The sequence below is a fragment of the Nocardia sp. CA-151230 genome (assembly GCF_050942175.1).
GTDB lineage: Bacteria > Actinomycetota > Actinomycetes > Mycobacteriales > Mycobacteriaceae > Nocardia.
Genome location: NZ_CP192061.1, coordinates 2,713,731 through 2,734,078 on the forward strand (window position 1 = coordinate 2,713,731; position 20,348 = coordinate 2,734,078).

General features: G+C 67.9%; 19 protein-coding genes. 7 read left to right on the top strand and 12 right to left on the bottom strand.

Annotated features, from left to right (window positions below; genetic code table 11):
• Positions 1-6: 6 nt before the first annotated feature.
• Entirely contained in the window at positions 7-1,566 is a 1,560-nt protein-coding gene (locus ACQP1O_RS12380; RefSeq protein WP_433565954.1) for an MFS transporter, read from the bottom strand.
• Between the two features lie 126 nt (positions 1,567-1,692).
• Between ACQP1O_RS12380 and ACQP1O_RS12385 the strand changes: the two genes are divergently transcribed.
• Entirely contained in the window at positions 1,693-2,058 is a 366-nt protein-coding gene (locus ACQP1O_RS12385) for a VOC family protein (RefSeq protein ID WP_433565955.1), read from the top strand.
• A 45-nt stretch (positions 2,059-2,103) separates the two neighbouring features.
• On the opposite strand, the gene ACQP1O_RS12390 is transcribed toward ACQP1O_RS12385, so the two are convergent.
• The 3 genes from ACQP1O_RS12390 to ACQP1O_RS12400 all read right to left on the bottom strand — a co-directional run bounded on the left by ACQP1O_RS12390 (position 2,104) and on the right by ACQP1O_RS12400 (position 4,117).
• Positions 2,104-2,796, bottom strand: a complete 693-nt coding sequence (locus ACQP1O_RS12390; RefSeq protein WP_433565956.1) for a PhzF family phenazine biosynthesis protein — start codon at positions 2,794-2,796, stop codon at positions 2,104-2,106.
• Positions 2,797-2,965: 169 nt separating this feature from the next.
• Positions 2,966-3,505 (bottom strand): carboxymuconolactone decarboxylase family protein, encoded by a 540-nt coding sequence (locus ACQP1O_RS12395; RefSeq protein WP_433565957.1) that lies wholly within the window; start codon positions 3,503-3,505, stop codon positions 2,966-2,968.
• 24 nt (positions 3,506-3,529) lie between these two features.
• Complete coding sequence (locus ACQP1O_RS12400; protein ID WP_433565958.1) at positions 3,530-4,117, bottom strand: peroxiredoxin; 588 nt, start codon at positions 4,115-4,117, stop codon at positions 3,530-3,532.
• Between the two features lie 108 nt (positions 4,118-4,225).
• Between ACQP1O_RS12400 and ACQP1O_RS12405 the strand changes: the two genes are divergently transcribed.
• From ACQP1O_RS12405 to ACQP1O_RS12420, 4 genes are all read left to right on the top strand, one after another.
• Positions 4,226-5,134 (top strand): hydrogen peroxide-inducible genes activator, encoded by a 909-nt coding sequence (locus tag ACQP1O_RS12405; RefSeq protein WP_433565959.1) that lies wholly within the window; start codon positions 4,226-4,228, stop codon positions 5,132-5,134.
• Positions 5,135-5,297: 163 nt separating this feature from the next.
• The gene (locus tag ACQP1O_RS12410) at positions 5,298-6,074 is read left to right on the top strand and encodes an MBL fold metallo-hydrolase (protein WP_433565960.1); all 777 of its coding nucleotides are present in this window, start codon (positions 5,298-5,300) and stop codon (positions 6,072-6,074) included.
• A 74-nt stretch (positions 6,075-6,148) separates the two neighbouring features.
• On the top strand, positions 6,149-6,574 hold the full coding sequence (locus ACQP1O_RS12415; protein WP_433565961.1) for a gamma-glutamylcyclotransferase family protein: 426 nt from the start codon (positions 6,149-6,151) through the stop codon (positions 6,572-6,574).
• Positions 6,575-6,608: 34 nt separating this feature from the next.
• Positions 6,609-8,204 (top strand): acyl-CoA synthetase, encoded by a 1,596-nt coding sequence (locus tag ACQP1O_RS12420; RefSeq protein WP_433565962.1) that lies wholly within the window; start codon positions 6,609-6,611, stop codon positions 8,202-8,204.
• Here ACQP1O_RS12420 and ACQP1O_RS12425 read toward each other — a convergent pair whose 3' ends face one another.
• The 4 genes from ACQP1O_RS12425 to ACQP1O_RS12440 form a co-directional block, all read right to left on the bottom strand.
• Positions 8,205-8,642, bottom strand: coding sequence for an RpiB/LacA/LacB family sugar-phosphate isomerase (locus ACQP1O_RS12425; protein ID WP_433565963.1), 438 nt, complete (start codon positions 8,640-8,642; stop codon positions 8,205-8,207). It lies immediately after the preceding gene.
• Between the two features lie 653 nt (positions 8,643-9,295).
• The gene (locus ACQP1O_RS12430; RefSeq protein ID WP_433565964.1) at positions 9,296-10,318 is read right to left on the bottom strand and encodes an alpha/beta hydrolase; all 1,023 of its coding nucleotides are present in this window, start codon (positions 10,316-10,318) and stop codon (positions 9,296-9,298) included.
• 75 nt (positions 10,319-10,393) lie between these two features.
• Entirely contained in the window at positions 10,394-11,377 is a 984-nt protein-coding gene (locus tag ACQP1O_RS12435; protein ID WP_433565965.1) for an aldo/keto reductase, read from the bottom strand.
• Positions 11,378-11,490: 113 nt separating this feature from the next.
• The gene (locus ACQP1O_RS12440; RefSeq protein WP_433565966.1) at positions 11,491-12,075 is read right to left on the bottom strand and encodes a TetR/AcrR family transcriptional regulator; all 585 of its coding nucleotides are present in this window, start codon (positions 12,073-12,075) and stop codon (positions 11,491-11,493) included.
• Positions 12,076-12,172: 97 nt separating this feature from the next.
• Between ACQP1O_RS12440 and ACQP1O_RS12445 the strand changes: the two genes are divergently transcribed.
• Positions 12,173-13,210 (top strand): beta-ketoacyl-ACP synthase III, encoded by a 1,038-nt coding sequence (locus ACQP1O_RS12445; protein ID WP_433565967.1) that lies wholly within the window; start codon positions 12,173-12,175, stop codon positions 13,208-13,210.
• A 113-nt stretch (positions 13,211-13,323) separates the two neighbouring features.
• On the opposite strand, the gene speD is transcribed toward ACQP1O_RS12445, so the two are convergent.
• The 4 genes from speD to ACQP1O_RS12465 all read right to left on the bottom strand — a co-directional run bounded on the left by speD (position 13,324) and on the right by ACQP1O_RS12465 (position 19,390).
• Positions 13,324-14,538 (bottom strand): adenosylmethionine decarboxylase, encoded by a 1,215-nt coding sequence (gene speD, locus ACQP1O_RS12450; protein ID WP_433567660.1) that lies wholly within the window; start codon positions 14,536-14,538, stop codon positions 13,324-13,326.
• Between the two features lie 12 nt (positions 14,539-14,550).
• Entirely contained in the window at positions 14,551-15,651 is a 1,101-nt protein-coding gene (locus ACQP1O_RS12455) for a type III PLP-dependent enzyme (RefSeq protein WP_433567661.1), read from the bottom strand.
• Positions 15,652-15,879: 228 nt separating this feature from the next.
• Positions 15,880-18,348 (bottom strand): DEAD/DEAH box helicase, encoded by a 2,469-nt coding sequence (locus ACQP1O_RS12460; RefSeq protein ID WP_433567662.1) that lies wholly within the window; start codon positions 18,346-18,348, stop codon positions 15,880-15,882.
• An 88-nt stretch (positions 18,349-18,436) separates the two neighbouring features.
• Positions 18,437-19,390, bottom strand: coding sequence for a proteasome assembly chaperone family protein (locus ACQP1O_RS12465; RefSeq protein WP_433565968.1), 954 nt, complete (start codon positions 19,388-19,390; stop codon positions 18,437-18,439).
• A 182-nt stretch (positions 19,391-19,572) separates the two neighbouring features.
• On the opposite strand from ACQP1O_RS12465, the gene ACQP1O_RS12470 reads away from it, so the two are divergent.
• Positions 19,573-20,280 carry a sensor domain-containing protein gene (locus ACQP1O_RS12470; protein WP_433565969.1) on the top strand — a complete coding sequence of 236 codons (708 nt, stop codon included), beginning with the start codon at positions 19,573-19,575 and terminating at the stop codon, positions 20,278-20,280.
• Positions 20,281-20,348: the final 68 nt, after the last annotated feature.

Consider the following 20,348-nt stretch of genomic DNA (forward strand, 5'->3'; position numbering starts at 1 on the left):
CGAACGCTAGTGCCCGTGCCCGCCGGAGAGTTCACCGGCGGGCACGTGGCGTAGCTTGGCCACGGCCAGCACACCCACGAGGAGCGCGCCCACCGCCGCGACTCCCGCCGTGATGTGCACACCGTGGATGAAGGCCGCGCGGGCCGCGGTCAGGACCGCGGAACCCATATCGCCGGGGAGCGTGGCGGCCACCTGGACCGCCTCGCCCAGTGTTTCGCGCACCGCGTCCGCGCTCGGCAGATCGCGCGGCAGCGCGTCGGCGAGATCGGCGCGGTAGATGGCCAGGCTGATGCTGCCCAGGATCGAGATGCCCAGGGCGCCACCGAGTTCCGCGCCGGTCTCGGACACGCCCGAGGCGGCCCCCGCCTGCTCCGGCGGGGCGGAGCCGACGATGAGCTCGGTGGTGATGCCGAAGACCGGCGCCAGCCCCAGGGCGATGAGCAGCGAGGCGATCACGGCCAGGACCGGACCGCCGTGCGCCGACAGCTGGGTGAGCATGACCAATCCGACTGCGGCCAGCATCATTCCGGCGCCGATCAGGTAGGCGGGCCGCACGACCCGCACGATGCGCGGGGCCGCCTGCGAACCGATGATGAAGCCGACACTGGACGGCGCCATGGCCGCACCGGCCTGCATGGGCGTCATCTCCAGGACCAGCTGGAAGTACTGGGCCACGAACAGGAAATAGCCGAACGCCACGAAAATGGCGATCACATTGATGCCCAGCGCGGTGCGGAACGCGCCCAGCCGGAACAGTCGCAGATCCAGCATGGGATCGGGACAGGTGAGCTGACGGTGCGCGAACAGCGCGCCCGCGAGCAGCCCGGCCACCGCGGCCACCAGCGGCACCGTCCCCGGCCCATCCTGCGCGAGCTTCTTCATGGCCAGTACCAGCGCCACCATGGTGACCACACTCAGTGCGGCACTGGCCGGATCGAGCCGCCCGGCTTCCGGGTCACGGAACTCCGGCAGCACCCGCGGCCCGAGCACCAGTAGCAGCGCCATGACCGGTACGGCCAGCAGGAACACCGAACCCCACCAGAAATGCTCCAGCAGTACGCCGCCCAGCAGTGGGCCGACCACGCCGCCCGCGGAGAACGCGCTCACCCAGGTGCCCACGGCCAGCGACCGCTGCCGGGGATCGCGAAACATGTTGAAGATCAACGACAGTGTCGACGGCGCGATGGTGGCGCCCGCGATGCCCAGCAGCGCCCGGCACCCGATCAGGAATTCGGCGGTGGGGGAGAAGGCCGCTACCACCGACACCACTCCGAACAACGCCCCGCCGAGCAGTAGTAGCCGCCGTCGCCCGATGCGATCGCCGAGTGTGCCCATGGTGATGAGCAGACCGGCCAGCATGAACCCGTAGACGTCGATGATCCACAGCAGTGCGGTGCTGCTCGGATGCAGTGTCGCGCTGATCTGTGGCACGGCCAGGTGCAGCACGGTCAGATCCATCGCATAGACCAGGCAGGCCAGTGCCAGCACCCCGAGGCCGATCCACTCGCGCCGTCCCGCCCGATCGGACCGCTCAGGGGCGGTCGGTGACTCGACGGGGGTGTCCACGGCGAAACGTCCTTTCCAGGTGCTGATCGGCTGCGGCCGATGACTGCGGCGCGCCCCCAACCATCTCACCGCCCACCGACAGCCGCGCAACCGAATTTGCCGCCGCACCGGCGGTATGCTGCGGCAATGGCCGAGTTCGAGAGCTACCGCGCCAACCTCGAGGTGGCCGACCTCACGCCCACCGTCGACTTCCTGCGCGATGTGCTGGGGTTCGTGGTCGAGGTTCACGAGCCAGCGATGGGGCTGGCCCTACTGCGCCGCGGCGGGGTGGGACTGGGCATCGTGCGCACGCCCCACCCGGCCGTCAACGAGACCACCGCCGGATACGTCGGCGTGGACGATGTGGACGCGCTCTACGCGCACTGCGAGCGCCACGGCGGCGAGATCGCCACCGAGCTCACCGAACACCCGTGGGGGCTGCGGGATTTCGTGCTGCGCATCCCGGGCGGCCATCGGCTCGCCTTCGGACAGCGCATCGGCCCGGCGGCCTAGGCCGTCCGCCCGATCGGGTCATGGTGTGCGGAAAGGGTTTTGCCGCTAGATGAGGATCGGGTGATCGGCGACCACGCGGCCGCCGACCCGGGCCCAGCCGTCGGAATCCCATTCGGTGAAGATCTGCGAGCCCTCGCCCTGCGTGATGTGCAGGCCGCGGGTGAGCAGGGCGGTCAGCGCGATGGCGGCCGCGCCCGTGGCCTGGTCCTCGGGAACTCCCATGGCCGGGGCGAACATTCGCGCGCGGACCGCGCCGCGCGGCTCGTCGGTCCAGGCCCAGCAGTAGTGCTGGCCTGCCGGGAAATCGGCCGGATCCAGGGTGGCGATCTCGGCCGGATCCTCGAACTGGTGGAATTCGAACGTCGGGGCCCATTCGGCCCGGGCCCGGGCCCAGGTCAGGCCCTCGGAGAGCGTCACCTCGACCGGCCCGGCGGGTACGTCGATGATTTTCACGGGTTGCCGCTGGTCATTGAACCACCACGCGGTGCCGACCGTGGGGTGCCCGGCGAAGGGCAGCTCGGTGGCGGGGGTGTAGATACGCATTTTCACTCGCCCGTCGACCGGGTCGTCGACCACCACGGTCTCGCTGTAGCCGACGCGGGCCGCCAGCGCCTGATGGTCGGCATTCTCGACGGCGGAGCGGCGGACGATGCCGAGCAGATTGCCGAAACGCCCGGCCGCGTCGGTGAACACGCGCACGACCTCCATTTGAGCGCCATCACTTTCCGGAACGGTCATGTCAAGCGAGCTTACCGACAGTTATCGATTCGCGGGAGGCCCGCATACGCCGGGCATATTGGCCAGGGCGCTTTCCGGGCCGAACGACGACCGTATTGCAGCAATCGATAAGCAAATACGCGTAAGGGCTGTACACCCGCAGGTGTACAGCCCTTACGGCTGGACTCGACTAGACGGTGGCGGTGACCAGCGCCTCGGTCGACGCCACGGCCTGGCCCACGCCCGCCACGATCGCGGCGGCGCGCAGCGCCTCGAAGATCACCTCGCGCGAGACGCCCGCCTCACGCAGCGTGTGCTCGTGCGCCTCCAGGCAGTGCTGGCAGCCGTTGATCGATGACACCGCGAACGACCACAGCTCGAAGTCGGCCTTGTCCACGCCGGGCGAGCCGATGATCTGCATGCGCAGGCCCGCGCGCAGATCGTCGTAGCGGCCCTCCAGGAACGCCTTGCCGCGGTAGAACACATTGTTCATGCCCATGATCGACGCGGCGCCCAGCGCGGCGTTGTACGCCTCGGCGGACAGCACGTCGGCCGCCTCGTCGGCGATCTCGCGCAGCGTGGTCGCCGAGCGGGTGGCCGCGGCCGAGGCCAGCAGGGTGCCCCACAGCTGCTGCTCGTTGAGCACGGTGGTCCGCGACAGCGAGGACAGGTTGAGCTTCAGATCCTTGGCGTACTCGGGAAGCGAGTTCTTGAGATTTTCGATGGTCATGACGAATTCCCTTGCGAGCCTTTACTACACCGACGCGGTCATGAGCTCGCCGGCCTGGATGGTCGGGTCGCCCTTCTTCCAGTTGCAGGCGCACAGCTCGTCGGACTGCAGCGCGTCCAGCACCCGCAGCACCTCGTCGACATTGCGGCCCACCGAACCCGCGGTGACGGACACGAACTGGATCTCGTTGTTCGGGTCGACGATGAAGGTGGCGCGGTCGGCGACGCCGTCGGCATTGAGAACGCCGGTGGCGGCGGCCAGTTCGCGCTTGAGGTCGCTCAGCATCGGGAACGGGAGGGTCTTGAGGTCCTCGTGCTGGGCGCGCCACTGGAAGTGGACGAACTCGTTGTCGACCGATGCGCCCAGCACCTGCGCGTCGCGATCGGCGAACTCGTCGTTCAGCTTGCCGAAGGCGGCGATCTCGGTCGGGCACACGAAGGTGAAGTCCTTGGGCCAGAAGAAGACGATGCGCCACTTGCCGGCGTAGTCGTCGCTCGAGATCTGGGTGAAGTAGTCGTCGGGCTGCTGAGCGTTCACCTTCGAGAGATCGCCGCCGATGACAGCCTTCAGGTTGTAGGCGGGGAACTGATCGCCGATGGTCAGCAGGGCCATGCTTGCTCTCCTCATATGTAGTCGTGTCGATTGTGTCGAGACGTATATACGATCTTTGCCGAACTGCGGTGAGAGGTAAACGTGATCGATGGCACTACACTGATAGGCGTGACTGATCAAACTTATCAGCCCACCCTGTCACAGCTGCGTGCGTTCGCTGCCATCGCGGAATACCGGCACTTCGGCACCGCGGCGACGCGGCTCGGCGTGAGCCAGCCCACGCTATCGCAGGCACTGGCATCACTGGAAAACGGACTGGGGCTCCAGCTGATCGAGCGCAGTACGCGCCGGGTACTGGTCACCGCCGACGGCAAACGGCTACTGCCGCAAGCCATTGCCACCCTCGAGGCCGCTGACCGATTTGTCGCCTCCGCTGCTGGTGAGGGGCTGCGCGGCACCCTGCGGCTCGGCATCATCCCGACCATCGCGCCGTACGTGCTGCCCCGGCTGCTGCCCGAATTGCGTTCACGGGTGCCCGCTCTGGTGCCGCACGTCGTCGAGGACCAGACCGCCCGGCTGCTCGACGGGCTGCGTTCGGGCGTCCTGGACGTGGCGCTGCTGGCGCTGCCCACCGATGTCGCCGGACTGGTAGAGATACCGCTCTACACCGAGGAGTTCGTGCTGGTGCTGCCGCGCGAGCACGAACTGGCCGGGCGCACCGACCTCACACCGGCCGACCTGGACGCGCAGCCGCTGCTGCTCCTCGACGAAGGCCACTGCCTGCGCGACCAGACCCTGGATCTGTGCCGGGCACACGACGCCCAGCCGGGTGCGGTCGGCGACACCCGCGCGGCCTCGCTGGCCACGGTGGTGCAGTGCGTCGCGGGCGATCTCGGCGTCACGCTGATCCCGGCCATGGCGGTGGCCGCCGAAACCGCGCGCGGCACTTTGGACATCGCGACCTTCGCCGCGCCGGCGCCGGGCCGCACGGTCGGACTGGCGTTCCGCTCCTCCACCGCCCGGGGCGACGACTACGACCAGCTCGCCGAGATCATCCGGGAATGCCGGCCGCGCTGACCCCTCGTGCAGCGCACGGCGGCGACCCCTCGTGCGGTGCACGGCGGCGACCTCTCGTGCGGTGCACGGCGGCGACCTCTCGTGCGGTGCACGGCGGCGACCCCGATCATTCCGGCAACCTGCGCGGTTGCGTCACCACAGGGTGTCTGAAACGCTCGGGCCTATGCGGATTCACCACCTGAACTGCGGCACCATGGGATTCGGCCTGATCGATCACTGCCTGCTCATCGAGACCCGGGACGCGCTCGTGCTCGTCGACACCGGGTTCGGGCTGGAGGCCGTGCGGCAGCCCGGCAAGATGGTGGGTGCCAGCCGTTTCCTGCTGGGGGCGAAGCCGACCGAGGCCGAGACGGCGGTGCGCCAGATCCAGCGCCTGGGCTATGACCCGCGCGATGTCCGCCACGTCATCCTGACCCATCTCGACCTGGACCACTCGGGCGGTCTGTCGGATTTCCCCGAGGCCACCGTGCACGTGCACGGACCCGAATTCCGCGCCGCCACCGCCACACCCACCCTGTCCGAGCGGTTGCGCTACCGGGCCGCGCAGTGGGCGCACGGGCCCAAATGGATGGTGAACGAAGTCGAGGGTGGCGAGGACTGGTTCGGGTTCACCGCGGTGCGCGACCTGCCCGGGCTGCCACCGGAAATCCTGGTGGTGCCGCTGGCGGGCCACACCCGCGGGCACGCCGGGGTCGCGATCGACCACGGCAACGGGTGGCTGCTGCACGCGGGTGACTCGTTCTTCGCGGAGTCCAGCATCCATCCCGAGGAGCCGTTCACGCCGTTCTGGTGGAAGGTGTACGAGACCGGAGCCATTGCGGGCGAGGCGTATCGGGCCAATCAGCGGCGGCTGCGGGAACTCAGAAAGCTGCACGGTCACCAGGTGACCATCATCAACTCGCACGACGCGGGCACTTTCGCCCGTACGGCCGGCAGATGACCAGCCCCGGCTCTCGGGAACTCCCCGCTCCGCCGCCCCGCGGTTCGCGGTGGAGCCGATCGCGGTTGCCGGGGGTGGGTGAGCCCCTGTTCGTCTACGGGACTCTGCAATTCGGCCCGGTGCTGACCGAATTGATCGGGCGGGTACCGGCGATGGAACCCGCGCGCTCGATCGGGCGGCGGGCGGCCGCGCTGCCCGGCCGCGCGTATCCGGGACTGGTGACCGCGACCGGCTCCGTGACCGAGGGATACCTGCTCACCGGGCTCACCGCCGACGAGTGGCGGGTGCTCGACGCTTTCGAGGACGACGAATACGATCTGCTGCCGGTGTCGGTGCACGCGGGGGAGCGGGTCGGCTACGCGTGGACCTATGCCTGGACCGCCGAGGTCGAGGACCACGAGTGGTCGCCGGCGGCGTTCGCCTCCGAGCACCTGCCGCGTTATGTGGGGAAATGCGCTGCGTGGCGGCGAAATCTGGTCCTGCTCAGCGAGACTGTATGACGCCGGACACATTCGTGCGGTAGAAGTTGATCGCATGGATGCAGAGGGCACTGAGTCAACAGTGGCGGGCGCGCGGTCGCAGGCGCTCGGAGATCTCCTGCGGCGCAGCGCCGCGCGGGTTCCGGACAAGACCGCGCTGGTCTGGCGGGACCGGCGGGAGAGCTACGCCGATCTCGACGCGGCGGTGAACCGGGTCGCGCACAGCCTGGCCGATCGCGGTGTGACGCAGGGCGATCGGGTCGCGATCTATTCGCACAACTGCCGTGAGTTCGTGCTCGTGTACTTCGCGCTGGCGCGGCTGGGCGCGATCTCGGTGCCGATCAACTTCATGCTCACCGCCGACGAAGTGTCATTCATCCTCGAACACTCCGGGGCTGTCGCGCTGATCACCGAGGACGGACTGGCCGGGGAGGCCGAGGCCGCGGTGAAACAGCTGGGCGACAGCGAGATCCGGCTGTTCGGCTGGATCGGGCTGGGCGGGCTGCCCGCGACGGCCGGGTGGGAGGACGTGAGCGCGTGGGAGCATCACCCCGACGCCTCGGCGCCGCAGGTGTTCGTCGGCGACGACGATCCCATCCAGATCATGTACACCTCCGGCACCGAGTCCCGCCCCAAGGGCGCGGTGCTGTCCAGCCGCGGGCTCATCGCGCAGTACACCAGTGTGGTGGTGGATGGGCGCATGAGCGCCGACGACATCGAGGTGCACGCGCTGCCGCTGTACCACTGCGCCCAGCTGCACTGCTTCCTCACGCCCGACCTGTGGCTCGGCGCGACCAGTATCCTGCTGCCGGGCCCCGATGCCACGACGATCCTGCGCACCATCGAGACCGAGCGCGCCACCAAACTGTTCTGCCCGCCGACGGTGTGGGTCTCGCTTCTGCGGCATCCCGACTTCGACAGTTATGACTTGTCGTCCCTGCGCAAGGGCTACTACGGCGCCAGCATCATGCCCGTCGAGGTGCTGGTCGAACTCTCCGAGCGGCTACCCGGGGTGGGGCTCACCAACTTCTACGGCCAGACCGAACTCGCGCCGCTGGCCACGGTCCTCGCACCCGAGGACCAGCTGACCAAGCCCGGTTCGGCGGGGCGGCCGGCGCTCAATGTCGAGACCCGCGTGGTCGATGACGACGACATCCCGGTGGGTGTCGGCGTGGTCGGCGAGATCGTGCACCGCTCTCCGCAGGCCATGCTCGGCTACTGGAACGATCCCGCGAAAACCGCGGAAGCCTTCCGCAACGGCTGGTTCCACAGCGGCGACCTCGGCGTGCTGGACGCCGACGGCTATCTCAGCGTCGTCGACCGCAAGAAGGACATGATCAAGACCGGCGGCGAGAACGTCGCCAGCCGCGAGGTCGAAGAGGTCCTCTACGAGCACCCCGAGATATCCGAAGCCGCCGTGGTGGGCATCCCGCACCCGCACTGGATCGAAGCCGTCACCGCGATCGTGGTGGCCCGCAATGGAACCGACCCCGACGCCGCCACCGTCATCGCCCACTGCAAGCAACGGCTCGCCGGCTACAAGGTCCCCAAGTACGTGACGTTCGTCGAGGCTCTCCCCAAGAACCCCAGCGGCAAGATCCTCAAACGCGAACTACGTACCGCCCACGCCCATCTCGCCACCGAGGCCTGATCACCGGATCCCGTCCACGTGAGCGACGTTCGCGCGATCGCCGGGGTCCGCACTGGCGGCCCCGGCGAACCAGGCATCCAGAATCTCGGTCAGCTGCGCCCGGGAGGTGAGCCGCAGACTCAACGCCAGCACATTGGCGTCATTCCACTTCCGTGCTCCCTCAGCGGTATACGCGTCCACACAGAGTGCCGCTCGCACCCCCGGCACCTTGTTCGCCGCAATGGAAGCGCCGGTTCCGGTCCAGCAGCACACCACTGCCTGCTCGGCCCGTCCCTCCGCGACATCCCGCGCCGCAGCCTCACTGGCCCACGCCCAGTCGTCGCGCTCCTCCGCCTCCAGCGCCCCGTGCACGGTGACTTCGTGCCCACGCCGCCGCAGCTCCTCGACCACATCCCCCGCCACCCCGGTGTCCTCGTCAGCAGCTACCGAAATCCGCATGTGGCTCACGAGAACACATCGGCGACATCGTCGGCGGCCACAGCTCGCAGGGGCCATGTTCGAAGAAGGTCCAGGTCGTCACACGTTTCTACACGGCTTCGGGTCGGAGGCTCGAAGCCACGAGCCTCGGCCGCCAGTTTCCGAAACATGTCGCTCGAGTATTCGCGGTGTGGTGCCGTGGTCATCAATGCCTCCAGGGAAGATTTGGCCGCACCGTTGAGCTGGGAAAAACGAAGTCGAGGCAAATCCTAGCGCGCTCGGATCCGGTGCTGTCAGGGTTCTTACACCTCGAGCACGACCGCTGCTACCTGCTTGTTGCCGGTCGACAAGACGACGACACGGTCGGCTCGATACTCGGTTGGATTCGTGTCGGTGAGGTCGGCGCGAGCGGTCTCTGCTCGCTGGTAGGCCGGCAGTCTCACGCCGAGAGTGGTCAGAAGGCCGGCTGCCGGTTCGGGTTGGTTTTCGAAGAGCTCCAGCAGCTTTTCGCGTACCGGTGAGGGTTTGGCTCGACGGTAGGGTGCACTGCGAAATACGTTGGTGTGTCTCGCATTTCTGTCCGGCTTGTCTGTGTTTCGTCGCGCGGCGCCGGGTGTCGGTCGCAAATCCCATGGGCCGGACAAGGTTTGAGGTTGGAGGTGTCGTCGCTGTGGCTAGATGCCGAGGCCCTGGGCGAGGGTGGGCCAGGAATCGTGGAGGGGTTGTTGCCAGTAGGGCCAGGAGTGGGTGCCGAAGGGGTAGTAGGTCACGGTGGCGGGGACGCCTTGGAGGTGCAGTTGAGTGTCGAGGGTTTTTGTGCAGGTGAGTGAGCCGGTTTCGAGGGTGGTGGCCTCGGCGGCGGTGCCGGGCCAGGACCAGGTCGGGTCGAAGCCGATATCGTCGGGGCGCGGGATGCCGCTCCCGACCGAGAGGAAGACGGGTTTGCCCGCGAAGCCGGCGGCGTGCAGGCTCGGGTCGTGGGCGTCCCACTGCGGGTCGAGTTCGGTGCCCCACATATTGTCGGCATTGCCGCCGCGTTGGGCGACCGCAGCGCGGACGACCGTCTGGCCGAATGTCGCGGTGTACATACACCCGCTGTAGGCGGCGACCGCCCGGTACAACGAGGGATTGCGGAAGGTCAGGGCCATGGCCGCCATTCCGCCCATCGAAACACCGGCGGCGGCATTGCGGCCATTGCCGTGGAAGGTCGCATCGATCAGCGGCGGAAGTTCCTGGGCGAAGAAGGTCTCGAACCTGATGTGCCCCAGGCCCGGATCGTCACGCTCCCAGTCGGTGTAGAAGGTGCCGCCGCCACCGACCGCCAGCACGACGTTGACCGGCTTGTCGGCGAAGAAGTTCACCGCATCTGTCCGCATGGTCCAGGTGCTCTGCCCCTCGGATACATCGGACCCATTGCCGTCGTACACGTACAGCGACGGATGCGGGGTGGCGGTGTCACTCGGCAGCAGCACATCGACCTGCACGATCCGTTGCATCGCAGGCGAATTCACGAAGACCTGCACCCACCGCGGCGTGCGGTAGGTCATGTGGTCGATGGTCGCCTGTGCGTGTGCGGCGGGCGCGGCCACCAACATCGAACCGATCAGGCCCAGCGCGGCGAGGAGTAGCAACCTGCCCCGGATTCCGCCGCGTCCGTTGCGCGCCCGCCAGAAATCGAACCACATGGTGAACCCCATCTCGCCACCCGAAACCGACAGTTCCGCCACGGTAGGTCGAAGTGCCGCCTGCGCAAGGTGAAATGGCAGATTCAGCTATCGTCCGGTGGCGCGGGCCAGACCTTCCGGATAGCGGGCGCCGGCGATGGCCTCGGCGGGCGCGGCCGCTTCGATTCGGGTCAAATCCTCAGGGGTCAGCGTGATCTCGGTGGCCGCCACGTTCTGTTCCAGATAGGCGCGGCGCTTCGTGCCCGGGATCGGCACCACGTCATCGCCCCGGGACTGGACCCAGGCCAGCGCCAATTGACCGGGGGTGACGCCCTTTTCGCCGGCGAGGCTGCGCAGCGCCGCGACGATGGCGAGGTTGGCGTCGAAGTTGCCGTCGGCGAAACGGGGGAGGCGGCGGCGCATATCGTCGGCGGGGAGGTCGGCGGTGGAGGTGATCGCGCCGGTGAGGAAGCCGCGGCCGAGGGGGGAGAAGGGGACGATGCCGATGCCGAGTTCGCGGCAGGCGGGGAGGATCTCGGCCTCGATGTCGCGGGTCCACAGCGACCATTCGCTCTGGAGGGCGGTCACCGGGTGGACGGCGTGGGCGCGGCGGATGCTGTCCACCGATGCTTCGGAGATGCCGAGGTAACGGACCTTGCCCGCCTGGACCAGTTCCGACAGGGCGCCCCAGGTCTCCTCGACGGGGACGTTCGGGTCGACGCGGTGCTGGTAGTAGAGGTCGATGTGGTCGACGCCCAGGCGGGTCAGGGATTCGTCGCAGGACTGCTTGACGTAGGCGGCGTCTCCGCGAGCGCCCATCACGCCCTCCTCACCCCAGACGATGCCGAACTTGGTGGCGAGGACGACCTCGTCGCGGCGGTCGGCGATGGCACGGCCGACCAGGCGCTCGTTGGTCTCGGGGCCGTACACGTTGGCGGTGTCGAGCAGGGTGACGCCGAGGTCCAGGGCGCGGTGGATGGTGGCGATGGATTCGGTGTCATTGTCGTGCACGCCGTAGGCGCTGCTCATGCCCATGCAGCCGAGGCCCTGCGCGCTGACGGTCAGTTCGCCGAGCTTCCTGGTCGCGATCATGCGGTGAATCCTCCTCGGTAGGACTGGAATTCGCGGCGGGTGCCGCGCACGGACACGACGCTACGACCTGGAGTGTGCTCCAGGTCAACCTGGAAACCGCGAAGTTCGCGCACTCACCGGCGGTTCGGCATGTGGTGGTGGAGCAGGACGGTGAGCTGGGTGCCCGCGTCGGTGAAGGGCAGGGCGGATTTCAGTGCCCGGCTCTGCACGATCGCGCCCTCGATCACCGACAGCGCGAAACCCGACAGCGAGCACGCTGTCGCCCGCTCGACCCCGGCTGCCACCAATCCGTCGGCCAGCCGCGCGGTCCATTCCGAGAACGCCTGCCCGGCCGCCGACTGCAGTGTCGGGTCGAGTTCGTCGAGAGCGGCGGCCATCATGAACGAGCCCGCCCGGAACTCGCTGGTCTCCAGCTGGCCGCGCCAGAAGCCGAGTAGTTCGTCCACCCACGCCTCCAGTGAGGGCGCGCTCGGTAGCGCGTCGGACATGCGGCTCACGTGCGAGTAGACCATGCGGGACACGATGCGGGCGGCGGTCGCCACCAATTCGCTCTTGCCGGACGGGAAGTGCTGGTAGAGCGAGTTTCGGGAGGCATTGCTGCGCTTGAGCAGCTCGTTCAGCCCGGCCGCGTGCACGCCGTGCTCCTGGACGGTGGTGATGGTGCTCGCGATCAATCGGGCGCGCGGTCCCGCCGTCATTGCAAATCCCTCCAGCCCTTGTGTGAACCGATCGGTCCATGTTAAACCTTTCCCATGTGGACCGATCGGTTCATATGGGAAAAGAGGAATTCCGCGCATGCCAGCCCAGATCGCCACCGCCACCCCGGTCGCCCACGCCGCGTTGCTCGGCCTGGGTGTGTACCGACCACGCCGGGTGGTCCCCAACGCCGAGATCGTCGACCGCATCAACTCCTCGGACGAATGGATCCGGACCCGCTCCGGCATCGAGGCCCGCCACTGGGCCGAAGCGGACGAGACCATCGTCAGCATGAGCACCGCCGCCGCCGTCGACGCGCTCGAGGCCGCGGGCGTCACCGCACAGCAGATCGACGCGGTCATCCTGGCCACGTCCTCCCAGATGGTGCTGGGACCGTCGGCCGGTGCCGTGGTCGCCACCGAACTCGGCATGCACGACACTGCCGCCTTCGACGTCTCGGCCGGTTGCGCCGGCTTCTGCTACGCGCTGGCCAATGCCGCCAACCTGGTGCGCGCCGGACAGGCCCGGCATGTGCTGGTGATCGGCGTGGAACGGCTCTCGGACCTGCTCGACCAGGAAGACCGCACCTGCGCGTTCATCTTCGCCGACGGCGCGGGCGCGGTCGTGGTGGGACCGTCGGAGGCCGAGGGCATCGGCCCGGTGGCCTGGGGTTCGGACGGCAGTCAGACCGCGGCGATCAAGCAGGACAAGGACTTTCAGCAGTACTTCGCCGAGGTGGCCGAGGCCGAGGCGACCGGCGGCACCACGGTGCGGCCGTACATCCGGATGAACGGCACCGCCGTATTCCGTTGGGCCGTCACGTTCTTGGAGAAGGCGTGCCGCGACGCGCTGGATCAGGCGGGAGTCACCGTCGAGGATCTGGACGCGTTCGTGCCGCATCAGGCCAACAGCCGCATCACCGATGCGCTGGTGCGCACCCTGCACATGCCCGAAAGCATCGCTGTCGCAAGGGATATCGCGGAAACCGGTAACACCAGCGCCGCCTCGATCCCGATGGCCATGGAGCAGCTGCTGCGCTCCGGCGCGTCCCGGCCGGGCGACACCGCGCTGCTGCTGGGCTTCGGTGCGGGCCTGGCCTACGCCGGTCAGGTGGTCAAACTCCCCGCCATCGCCTGACGATCGGCCCGCAGACAACGAAATCCGTTGTATGAAACGACGGAAACCGTAGCAATGAGAAGCGCCCCCGCACGGAAGTCCGTGCGGGGGCGCTTCGCGGTGGAGCTGATCGACTAGACGCTCACGCCCACACGCAGTGCGTGCGGCTCGATCGCGCCGCGGACCAGGGCCTGCGCGTCGATGGTCTCGGCCCGGTAGGGCAGCGTCGCCAGGGTGGCGGTCATCTTGGCCACCGGATCCGCGATCGCCTTCGGGGTGCCGAAGATGAAGGTCCACTCGTGCTCGTCGCTGACGTAGGGCACGACGGTCTCGAACAGGTTGTGGAACCGGGTCCAGGAACGCTTCAGGGTCTCGTTGCGCCACATGGTCTGACAGCCGGCCTGCGCGGCGAGCACGCCGCCCTCGGCCAGCAGCGCCTTGCAGCGGTTGAGGAAGTCGTCCTCGTAGAGGCGGTTGTGCTGCGCGTCCTCGACCCGCTCGTCCGGCAGGTCGATGCAGATCATGTCGTAGCGCACGCCCGCGGCCTCGGCCTTGGCCAGGAAGTCCCAGCCGTCGGCGTAGTGCATCTTGATCGGGCCGGTCTGCGCGACCGCCTCGGCCAGATCGGCCTGGCTGTAGCCGTAGGGGAGGTGCTCGGCGCACAGCTCCACCTCCAGCTGGTCGATGTCGACGTGGTCGACGAGCGAGGCGCCCGCGGCCACCGACATCTGCGAGGCGACACCCTCACCGGAACCGATGATCAGCACCTTGTCCAGCTTCTCGGCCAGCGCGTAACCCGGGACCAGCATGGCCTCGTGGTAGGTGAGCTGCGAGAACTCGGTGGACTGGCGGTCGTCGTCGGAGAACAGGGAGATGCCCTGCTCGGTGCGCGCGATCACCATGTGCTGGAACGGGGTGTTGGTGTCCACGACGGTTTCCGTCGTGTTCCACACCCGGGTCAGGCCCTCGCCGACCGGCTCGTGGATCCGGCGGGCGGTGTGGCCGCGCTGGATGACCTCGATGTTCACCGAACCCGGAGACAGCTCCTGCTGCAGCAGTTCGACGGCCTTGGTGGCGCCGGAACCGATACTGCCGCAAGTGAATACGTCGACGAAGATGTCGCCGGACTCAGGGTAGGTGTGGATCGAGGCATGCGACTCGGCCAGGAGGGCCAGGATGGTGACACCCTGCGGCTCGAACTTCTTGCTCACGACATCGCAGATGGTCACCCCCGCGGCGACCAACGATTTTCGAAGCGCGGTTTCGAGTCGTTCGAGGTCGTCGCAGAGGCTGGCGTCGACACCACCGAACTCGGCCAGCACGTGCCAGCCGGTGAATTCTGCCGTGATCATGGCTAAAACTCACTCTCGCTCAGCGCCAGTGACATGGACAGTCAAAGGCGGAAAACCGTTGAAGGACACCGACGAATAGCTCGCCGTATAGGCGCCGGTCTCGAGGATCCGAACAGGATCACCGGCTCGCAACGTGGTCGGAAGGAGGACACGCGTGCGTTGATAGAGTACATCGTCGCCATCACACGTAGGACCGGCCACCACAGCTTCGTCCTTCGGATCCGCGTCCCGATCGGTTTGGAATCGGTAGGCGATGTACTCGTTCTCGGTCTCGGCCATGCCGTTGTAGCGGCCGACGTCGAGGTATACCCAGCGCCGCCCGTCCGGCGCTACACGAACATTCACCACTTCGGCGTGAATCACACCGGTGTTGCCCACCAGGGCGCGACCGGGTTCCACGACGAGTTCGGTGTGTTCCGGGAGATAGCGGCTCGCCGCCTCGGCGATGGCCGCGCCCAGCTCCGCGAGTCCGGGAGCCGGATCGGCGTACGAAATCGGAAGTCCCCCACCGATATTCACCGCCGTGACTGGAATGTCCTTGACCGCCAGCGCTTCCGCGATGGCGCCCGCCTGCTCGATGCCGATGCCCCAGGCCTTCGAGTCGAGCTGCTGTGAGCCGACGTGGAAATAGGGGCCGACCACGATCAGCCCGAGATCGTGCGCGCGCACCAGCAGCCGCTTGGCCTCACCGGGAGCGCAGCCGAACTTGGTCCCGAACGGGGTCTGCGACTGCGGGGCCGACGACAGGAACCGGCACTCGACCTCGGAACCCGGCGCGTGCTCGGCGATGCGTTCCAGGTCGTCCTCGGTGTCGAAGGCGTAGCGCCGCACGCCCGCTGCGAAGGCGGTGGCGATCTGGGAAGCCTTCTTGATCGGGTTGCCGTAGCACATGACGGCCGGATCGACGCCTTGCGCCAGGCAGAGTTCGATCTCACCGACGCTGGCGACGTCGAACTCCGCGCCCTCGTCGTTCAGCAGCCGGATGATCTCCGGCACGGGACTCGCCTTGACGGCGAAGCGAATTCGTGCCGCGGGAAGTGCGGCGTGCAGTGCGCGGTAGTTCGCGCGGACCTTGTCGAGGTCGATGACCAGACAGGGTGACTCGGGCAGGTTTCGACCGGGCAATCTAAGGGAACTCTTTTCTGTCGGCCGCAACGGCAGGGACTCAGGCAACCTGCGAGACGATACACGCGTTGGGCCTCGAAAAACGAACCGGTGGACGATCGATTACGTCACTCTAACGCCGGGATTCGTTCGGCTGCCTCGGGCGACGTCTTACGGGAGTGTGACCTCGGACCGCCGGGAGCGGCCCGCCGCTCGTCCCGCGGTCACCGACAGTCAGCCCGCGGTGACCGAAAGGTCGTCGAACACCACTTCACCCGCGGCATCGGACTCGGCCAGATCCACGATGGCGTCGATGGACCAGCCGTGGTCGCCGTTGGGGTCGTCGAGCACCTGCCGGACATCCCAGAATCCCGGCCGCTGCTCGACCCGGAACAGCTGTGGTCCACGGGCGTTCGGACCGGTCCCGATGGTCTCGTATTCGTCGAAGTAGGGGCCGAGTTCGGCCGCCCAGTCCAGTTCGTCGCCCAGCTCGGCCAGCGCGTCCCAGCGCCGCAGCGCGGCCAGGTCCACCCGCCGGAACATGGCATTGCGCACCAGCACCCGGAACGCGCGCTCATTGGCGGTGATCGGCCGTACGGTCTCGGCCCCGAACGCCACCTGCTGATCGTCGGACTCCGCACCGGGATTGGTGAGCTGCTCCCACTCGTCGAGCAGGCTGGAGTCGACCTGCCGGATGAGTTCGCCGAGCCATTCGGTGATGTCGTCGAGTTCCTCGGTGCGCGCCTGTTCGGGCACGGTCCGCCGCAGCGCGCGATACGCGTCGGCCAGATACCTCAGCACCACGCCCTCGGAGCGAGCCAGCTCGTATCCCGACACCAGTTCGGCGAAGGTCATGGACCGCTCGACCATCTCGCGCACCACGGATTTGGGGGAGGGCTCGAACTCCGACACCCAGGGGTGCCCGGCCTTGTAGGTCTCGAACGCGGGCTCGATGAGTTCGGCGGCCAGGGGCTTGGGCCAGGTGACTTCTTCGAGGAGTTCCATGCGTTCCTCGTATTCGATCCCGTCGGCCTTCATCTCCGCGACCGCCTCGCCGCGCGCCCGGTGCTGCTGGGCCATGAGCAGCTGGCGCGGATCCTCCAGAGTGGACTCGATCAGTGAGATCACATCGAGGGTGTAGGCCGGCGACTCCTTGTCGAGCAGTTCCAGCGCCGCCAGCGCGAACGGAGAGAGCGGTTGGTCGAGCGCGAAATCGCGCTGCAGGTCGACCATGAGCCGGGCATGGCGTCCGTACCGGTCGGGTTCATCGAGCTGCTGGACCACGCCCGCGTCCCGCAGCGCCCGGTACAGCCGGATCGCCTTGAGGATGTGCTTGCGCTGTGCGGCCCGCGGCTCATGGTTCTCCTCCAGCAGGTGTCGCATGGCGTAGAAGCAATTGCCTTTGCGCGCAATCACATTCAGCAGCATGGAGTTGGTCACGTTGAACCGCGACACCATGGGCTCGGGCGAGGCCGCCACCAGCCGGTCGAAGGTGTCCTCCGACCAGGACACGAAACCCTCGGGCGGCTTCTTCTTCTGGACCTTCTTCAGCTTCTTGGGATCGTCGCCCGCCTTGGCGATGAGCCGCGCGTTCTCCACCTCGTGCTCGGGGGCCTGCACGACGACCGTGCCCATGGTGTCGTAGCCCGCGCGCCCCGCCCGGCCCGCGATCTGATGGAACTCGCGGGCATTGAGCCGGCGCGTGCGCACGCCGTCGAACTTGGTGAGTCCGGTCAGCATCACGGTGCGGATCGGCACATTGATGCCGACACCGAGGGTGTCGGTGCCGCACACCACCTTCAGCAGCCCATCCTGGGCGAGCTTCTCGACCAGTCGCCGGTACTTGGGCAGCATGCCCGCGTGGTGCACGCCGATGCCGTGGCGGATGAACCGCGACAGCGTCTTGCCGAAGCCGGTGGCGAAGCGGAACTCGCCGATGGCCGCGGCGATGGCCTCCTTCTCGGCCTTGGACGAGACATTGACGCTCATCAGCGCCTGCGCCCGCTCCATGGCCGCGGCCTGGGTGAAGTGCACGACGTACACCGGCGCGAGGCTGGTGGTCACCAAATCCTCGAGCGTCTCGGTGATGGGTGTGCGCACATACGAAAAGCTCAGCGGCACCGGCCGTTCCGATCCGGACACCACGGCGGTCTCGCGTCCCGTGCGCCGGGTCAGATCCTCGGCGAAGAAGTCGACCTCGCCGAGCGTGGCCGACATGAGCAGGAACTGTGCGCCGGGCAGTTCGATCAGCGGCACCTGCCACGCCCAGCCGCGATCGGGGTCGGCGTAGTAGTGGAACTCGTCCATGATCACCTGGCCGATATCGGCGGAAGCGCCCTCGCGCAGCGCCAGATTCGCCAGGATCTCGGCGGTGGCGCAGATGATCGGCGCCTCCGGGTTCACCGCGGCGTCGCCGGTCACCATGCCCACCCGGTCGGCCCCGAAGACGTCGCACAGCGCGAAGAACTTCTCGCTCACCAGCGCCTTGATCGGCGCGGTGTAGTAGCTGCGCTGGCCTCGGTTGAGCGCGGCGAAGTGCGCGCCGAGCGCGACCAGCGACTTCCCGGACCCGGTCGGGGTGTTCAGGATGACGTTCGACCCGGTGACCAGCTCCAGCAGCGCTTCTTCCTGCGCCGGATACAGATTCAGGCCGGCCGAGCTCGCCCAGTCGGCGAAGGTCTCGTACAACCAGTCCGGGTCCACGTCGGATACGGCACGGTCGGGAACCAATTCGGACAGCTGCACGCCGCCCAACGTTACCGGTCGCCCCCGAGGCCGCCGGTAGCGACCACTACCGCAGCGGCGGGTTCTCCGGTCCGTCGCCGTCGGCGTAGCCGGCCTGCTCGGCCAGGAAGCGCTCGAACTCCGCGCCCAGCTCGTCACCGGTGGGTAGGTCGTTCTCGCTGGCCAGCAGGCTGGACTGGCGTTCCTGGGCGGTGACGAAGCTGTCGTACTGGCGTTCCAGCGCCGCCACCACGGTCTCCACCTCGGAGTTGCCGGCGATCTGCTCGTTGACCTGTTCGCGCACCCGCGCGGCGGCATCGGTGAGCGCGGCCAGCGGGAGCTCGAGGCCCGCGTTCTCGGCGACGTTCTCCAGCAGCGTCTGCGCGGCCTCCGGGTAGGCGGTCTGGGTCAGATAGTGCGGCACGTGGACCGAGAAACCGACCGACTCGTGCCCGTGCTGGGCCATCCGGAACTCCAGCAGCGAGGACGCGCTGCCCGGTACCTGCAGCTCACCCGGCCAGCGCTGGTGATCGCCGATCAGATCGGAGTCGGAGGCGTGCGCCGTGACGCCGAGGGGACGGGTGTGCGGAATCGCCATCGGAATCGCGCTCAGGCCGATGGTCCGGCGCACGCCCAGTTGCTCGGCGAGCAGGCGCACCGCGGTGACGAACCGCTCCCAGCGCAGGTCCGGTTCCAGCCCGGCCAGCAGCAGGAACGGCGTACCGGCGGTGTCCTTGAGCGCCCACAGGCTCAGTTCCGGCTCGGTGTAGTCGGAGAAATGGTCGGTCTTGAAGGTCATCAGCGGTCGCCGCGAGCGGTAGTCGAGCAGCTCGTCCATGTCGAACGAGGCGACCAGTTCGTGCTCGAGGCTTTCCTTCAGATGCGTGGTGGCGAGGCGTACCGCGTGCCCGGCATCGGTGAAACCCTCGAGACCGTGCACCAGCACCGGACCCGAGCCGTCGTCGGACGACAGCTGCGGAGCCGGGAACTCCAGCTCGTACATTCGCGACTCGTAGTCCATCGCGTACTCCTTCCTGCGTGGCCCACTTTCGCGACCAACCCACATTGTCCCTCATGCGCATGACAGGTGTGCACCACCCGCACTGGGTGTGCAACACGCAGGGCCCGGACACGCATTCCCGGGAGTGTGCCGCGCGGCGTGGCATTCGGTGTGAACAGCCGATTTTCGGCATAGTGGGCGGGGTGATCGCGCCCTTTCGCACCCCCGCACGCAGCAGCCTCCGGACCGCGCGCACCGTGGGGATCGTGGCGCTGGGCGGGTTGCTCGCCGCATGCGGGAACACGGTTTCCGGTCATCCGATCGCCGCCCGCAATCCGGTGCCGGCGGCAACCTCCGACGCCGGTCTGACCAAGCTGCTGCCGGATCCCTCGCAATTCCCGTCGCGGTACACCGCGATCGTGCTGCCCGCCGAGGCCGCGAGCCAGGCCGCCAATGATCTCGAGGGTTACCTGCCGGGGGCACAGGTGGATCCGAACACCTGCGCACCGGTCACGCCCACCGCGGGCCCGGCCGTGGCGGTCGGCACCGACGACACCACCCGCGCCACCCTCACCGTGGCGCTCACCCGGTCGGCTGAACCGCTGTCGGCACTGCGAGATCAGTTGCAGCGCTGCGGAACCGTGCGCGTCGGGCACTCCGGTGTCACCTCGGTGGTGACCACGCAGCTGGATCCGCCGCCGCCGGTCAATGCCGACGACTCACTCGCGCTGCGCCGCACGGTCGGCACCGACAAGAGTGCGACCGGTCTCACCCGGACCATGCAGACGCTGGTGGGTCAGATCGGCGATGTGCGAATCGCGGTGACGTACATGACCTCCGGGTCCACCTCCGACAGCGAGGCCCTCGACGCCCTGTTCACCACCGCGGTACGCGAGGTTCGCAAGGGCTGAGAACCCCAAGGCGAGAGCTGCGGAACCCGGGAAGGGGAGCCGACCCCTGCCTTGTTTCGGCTCCCGGG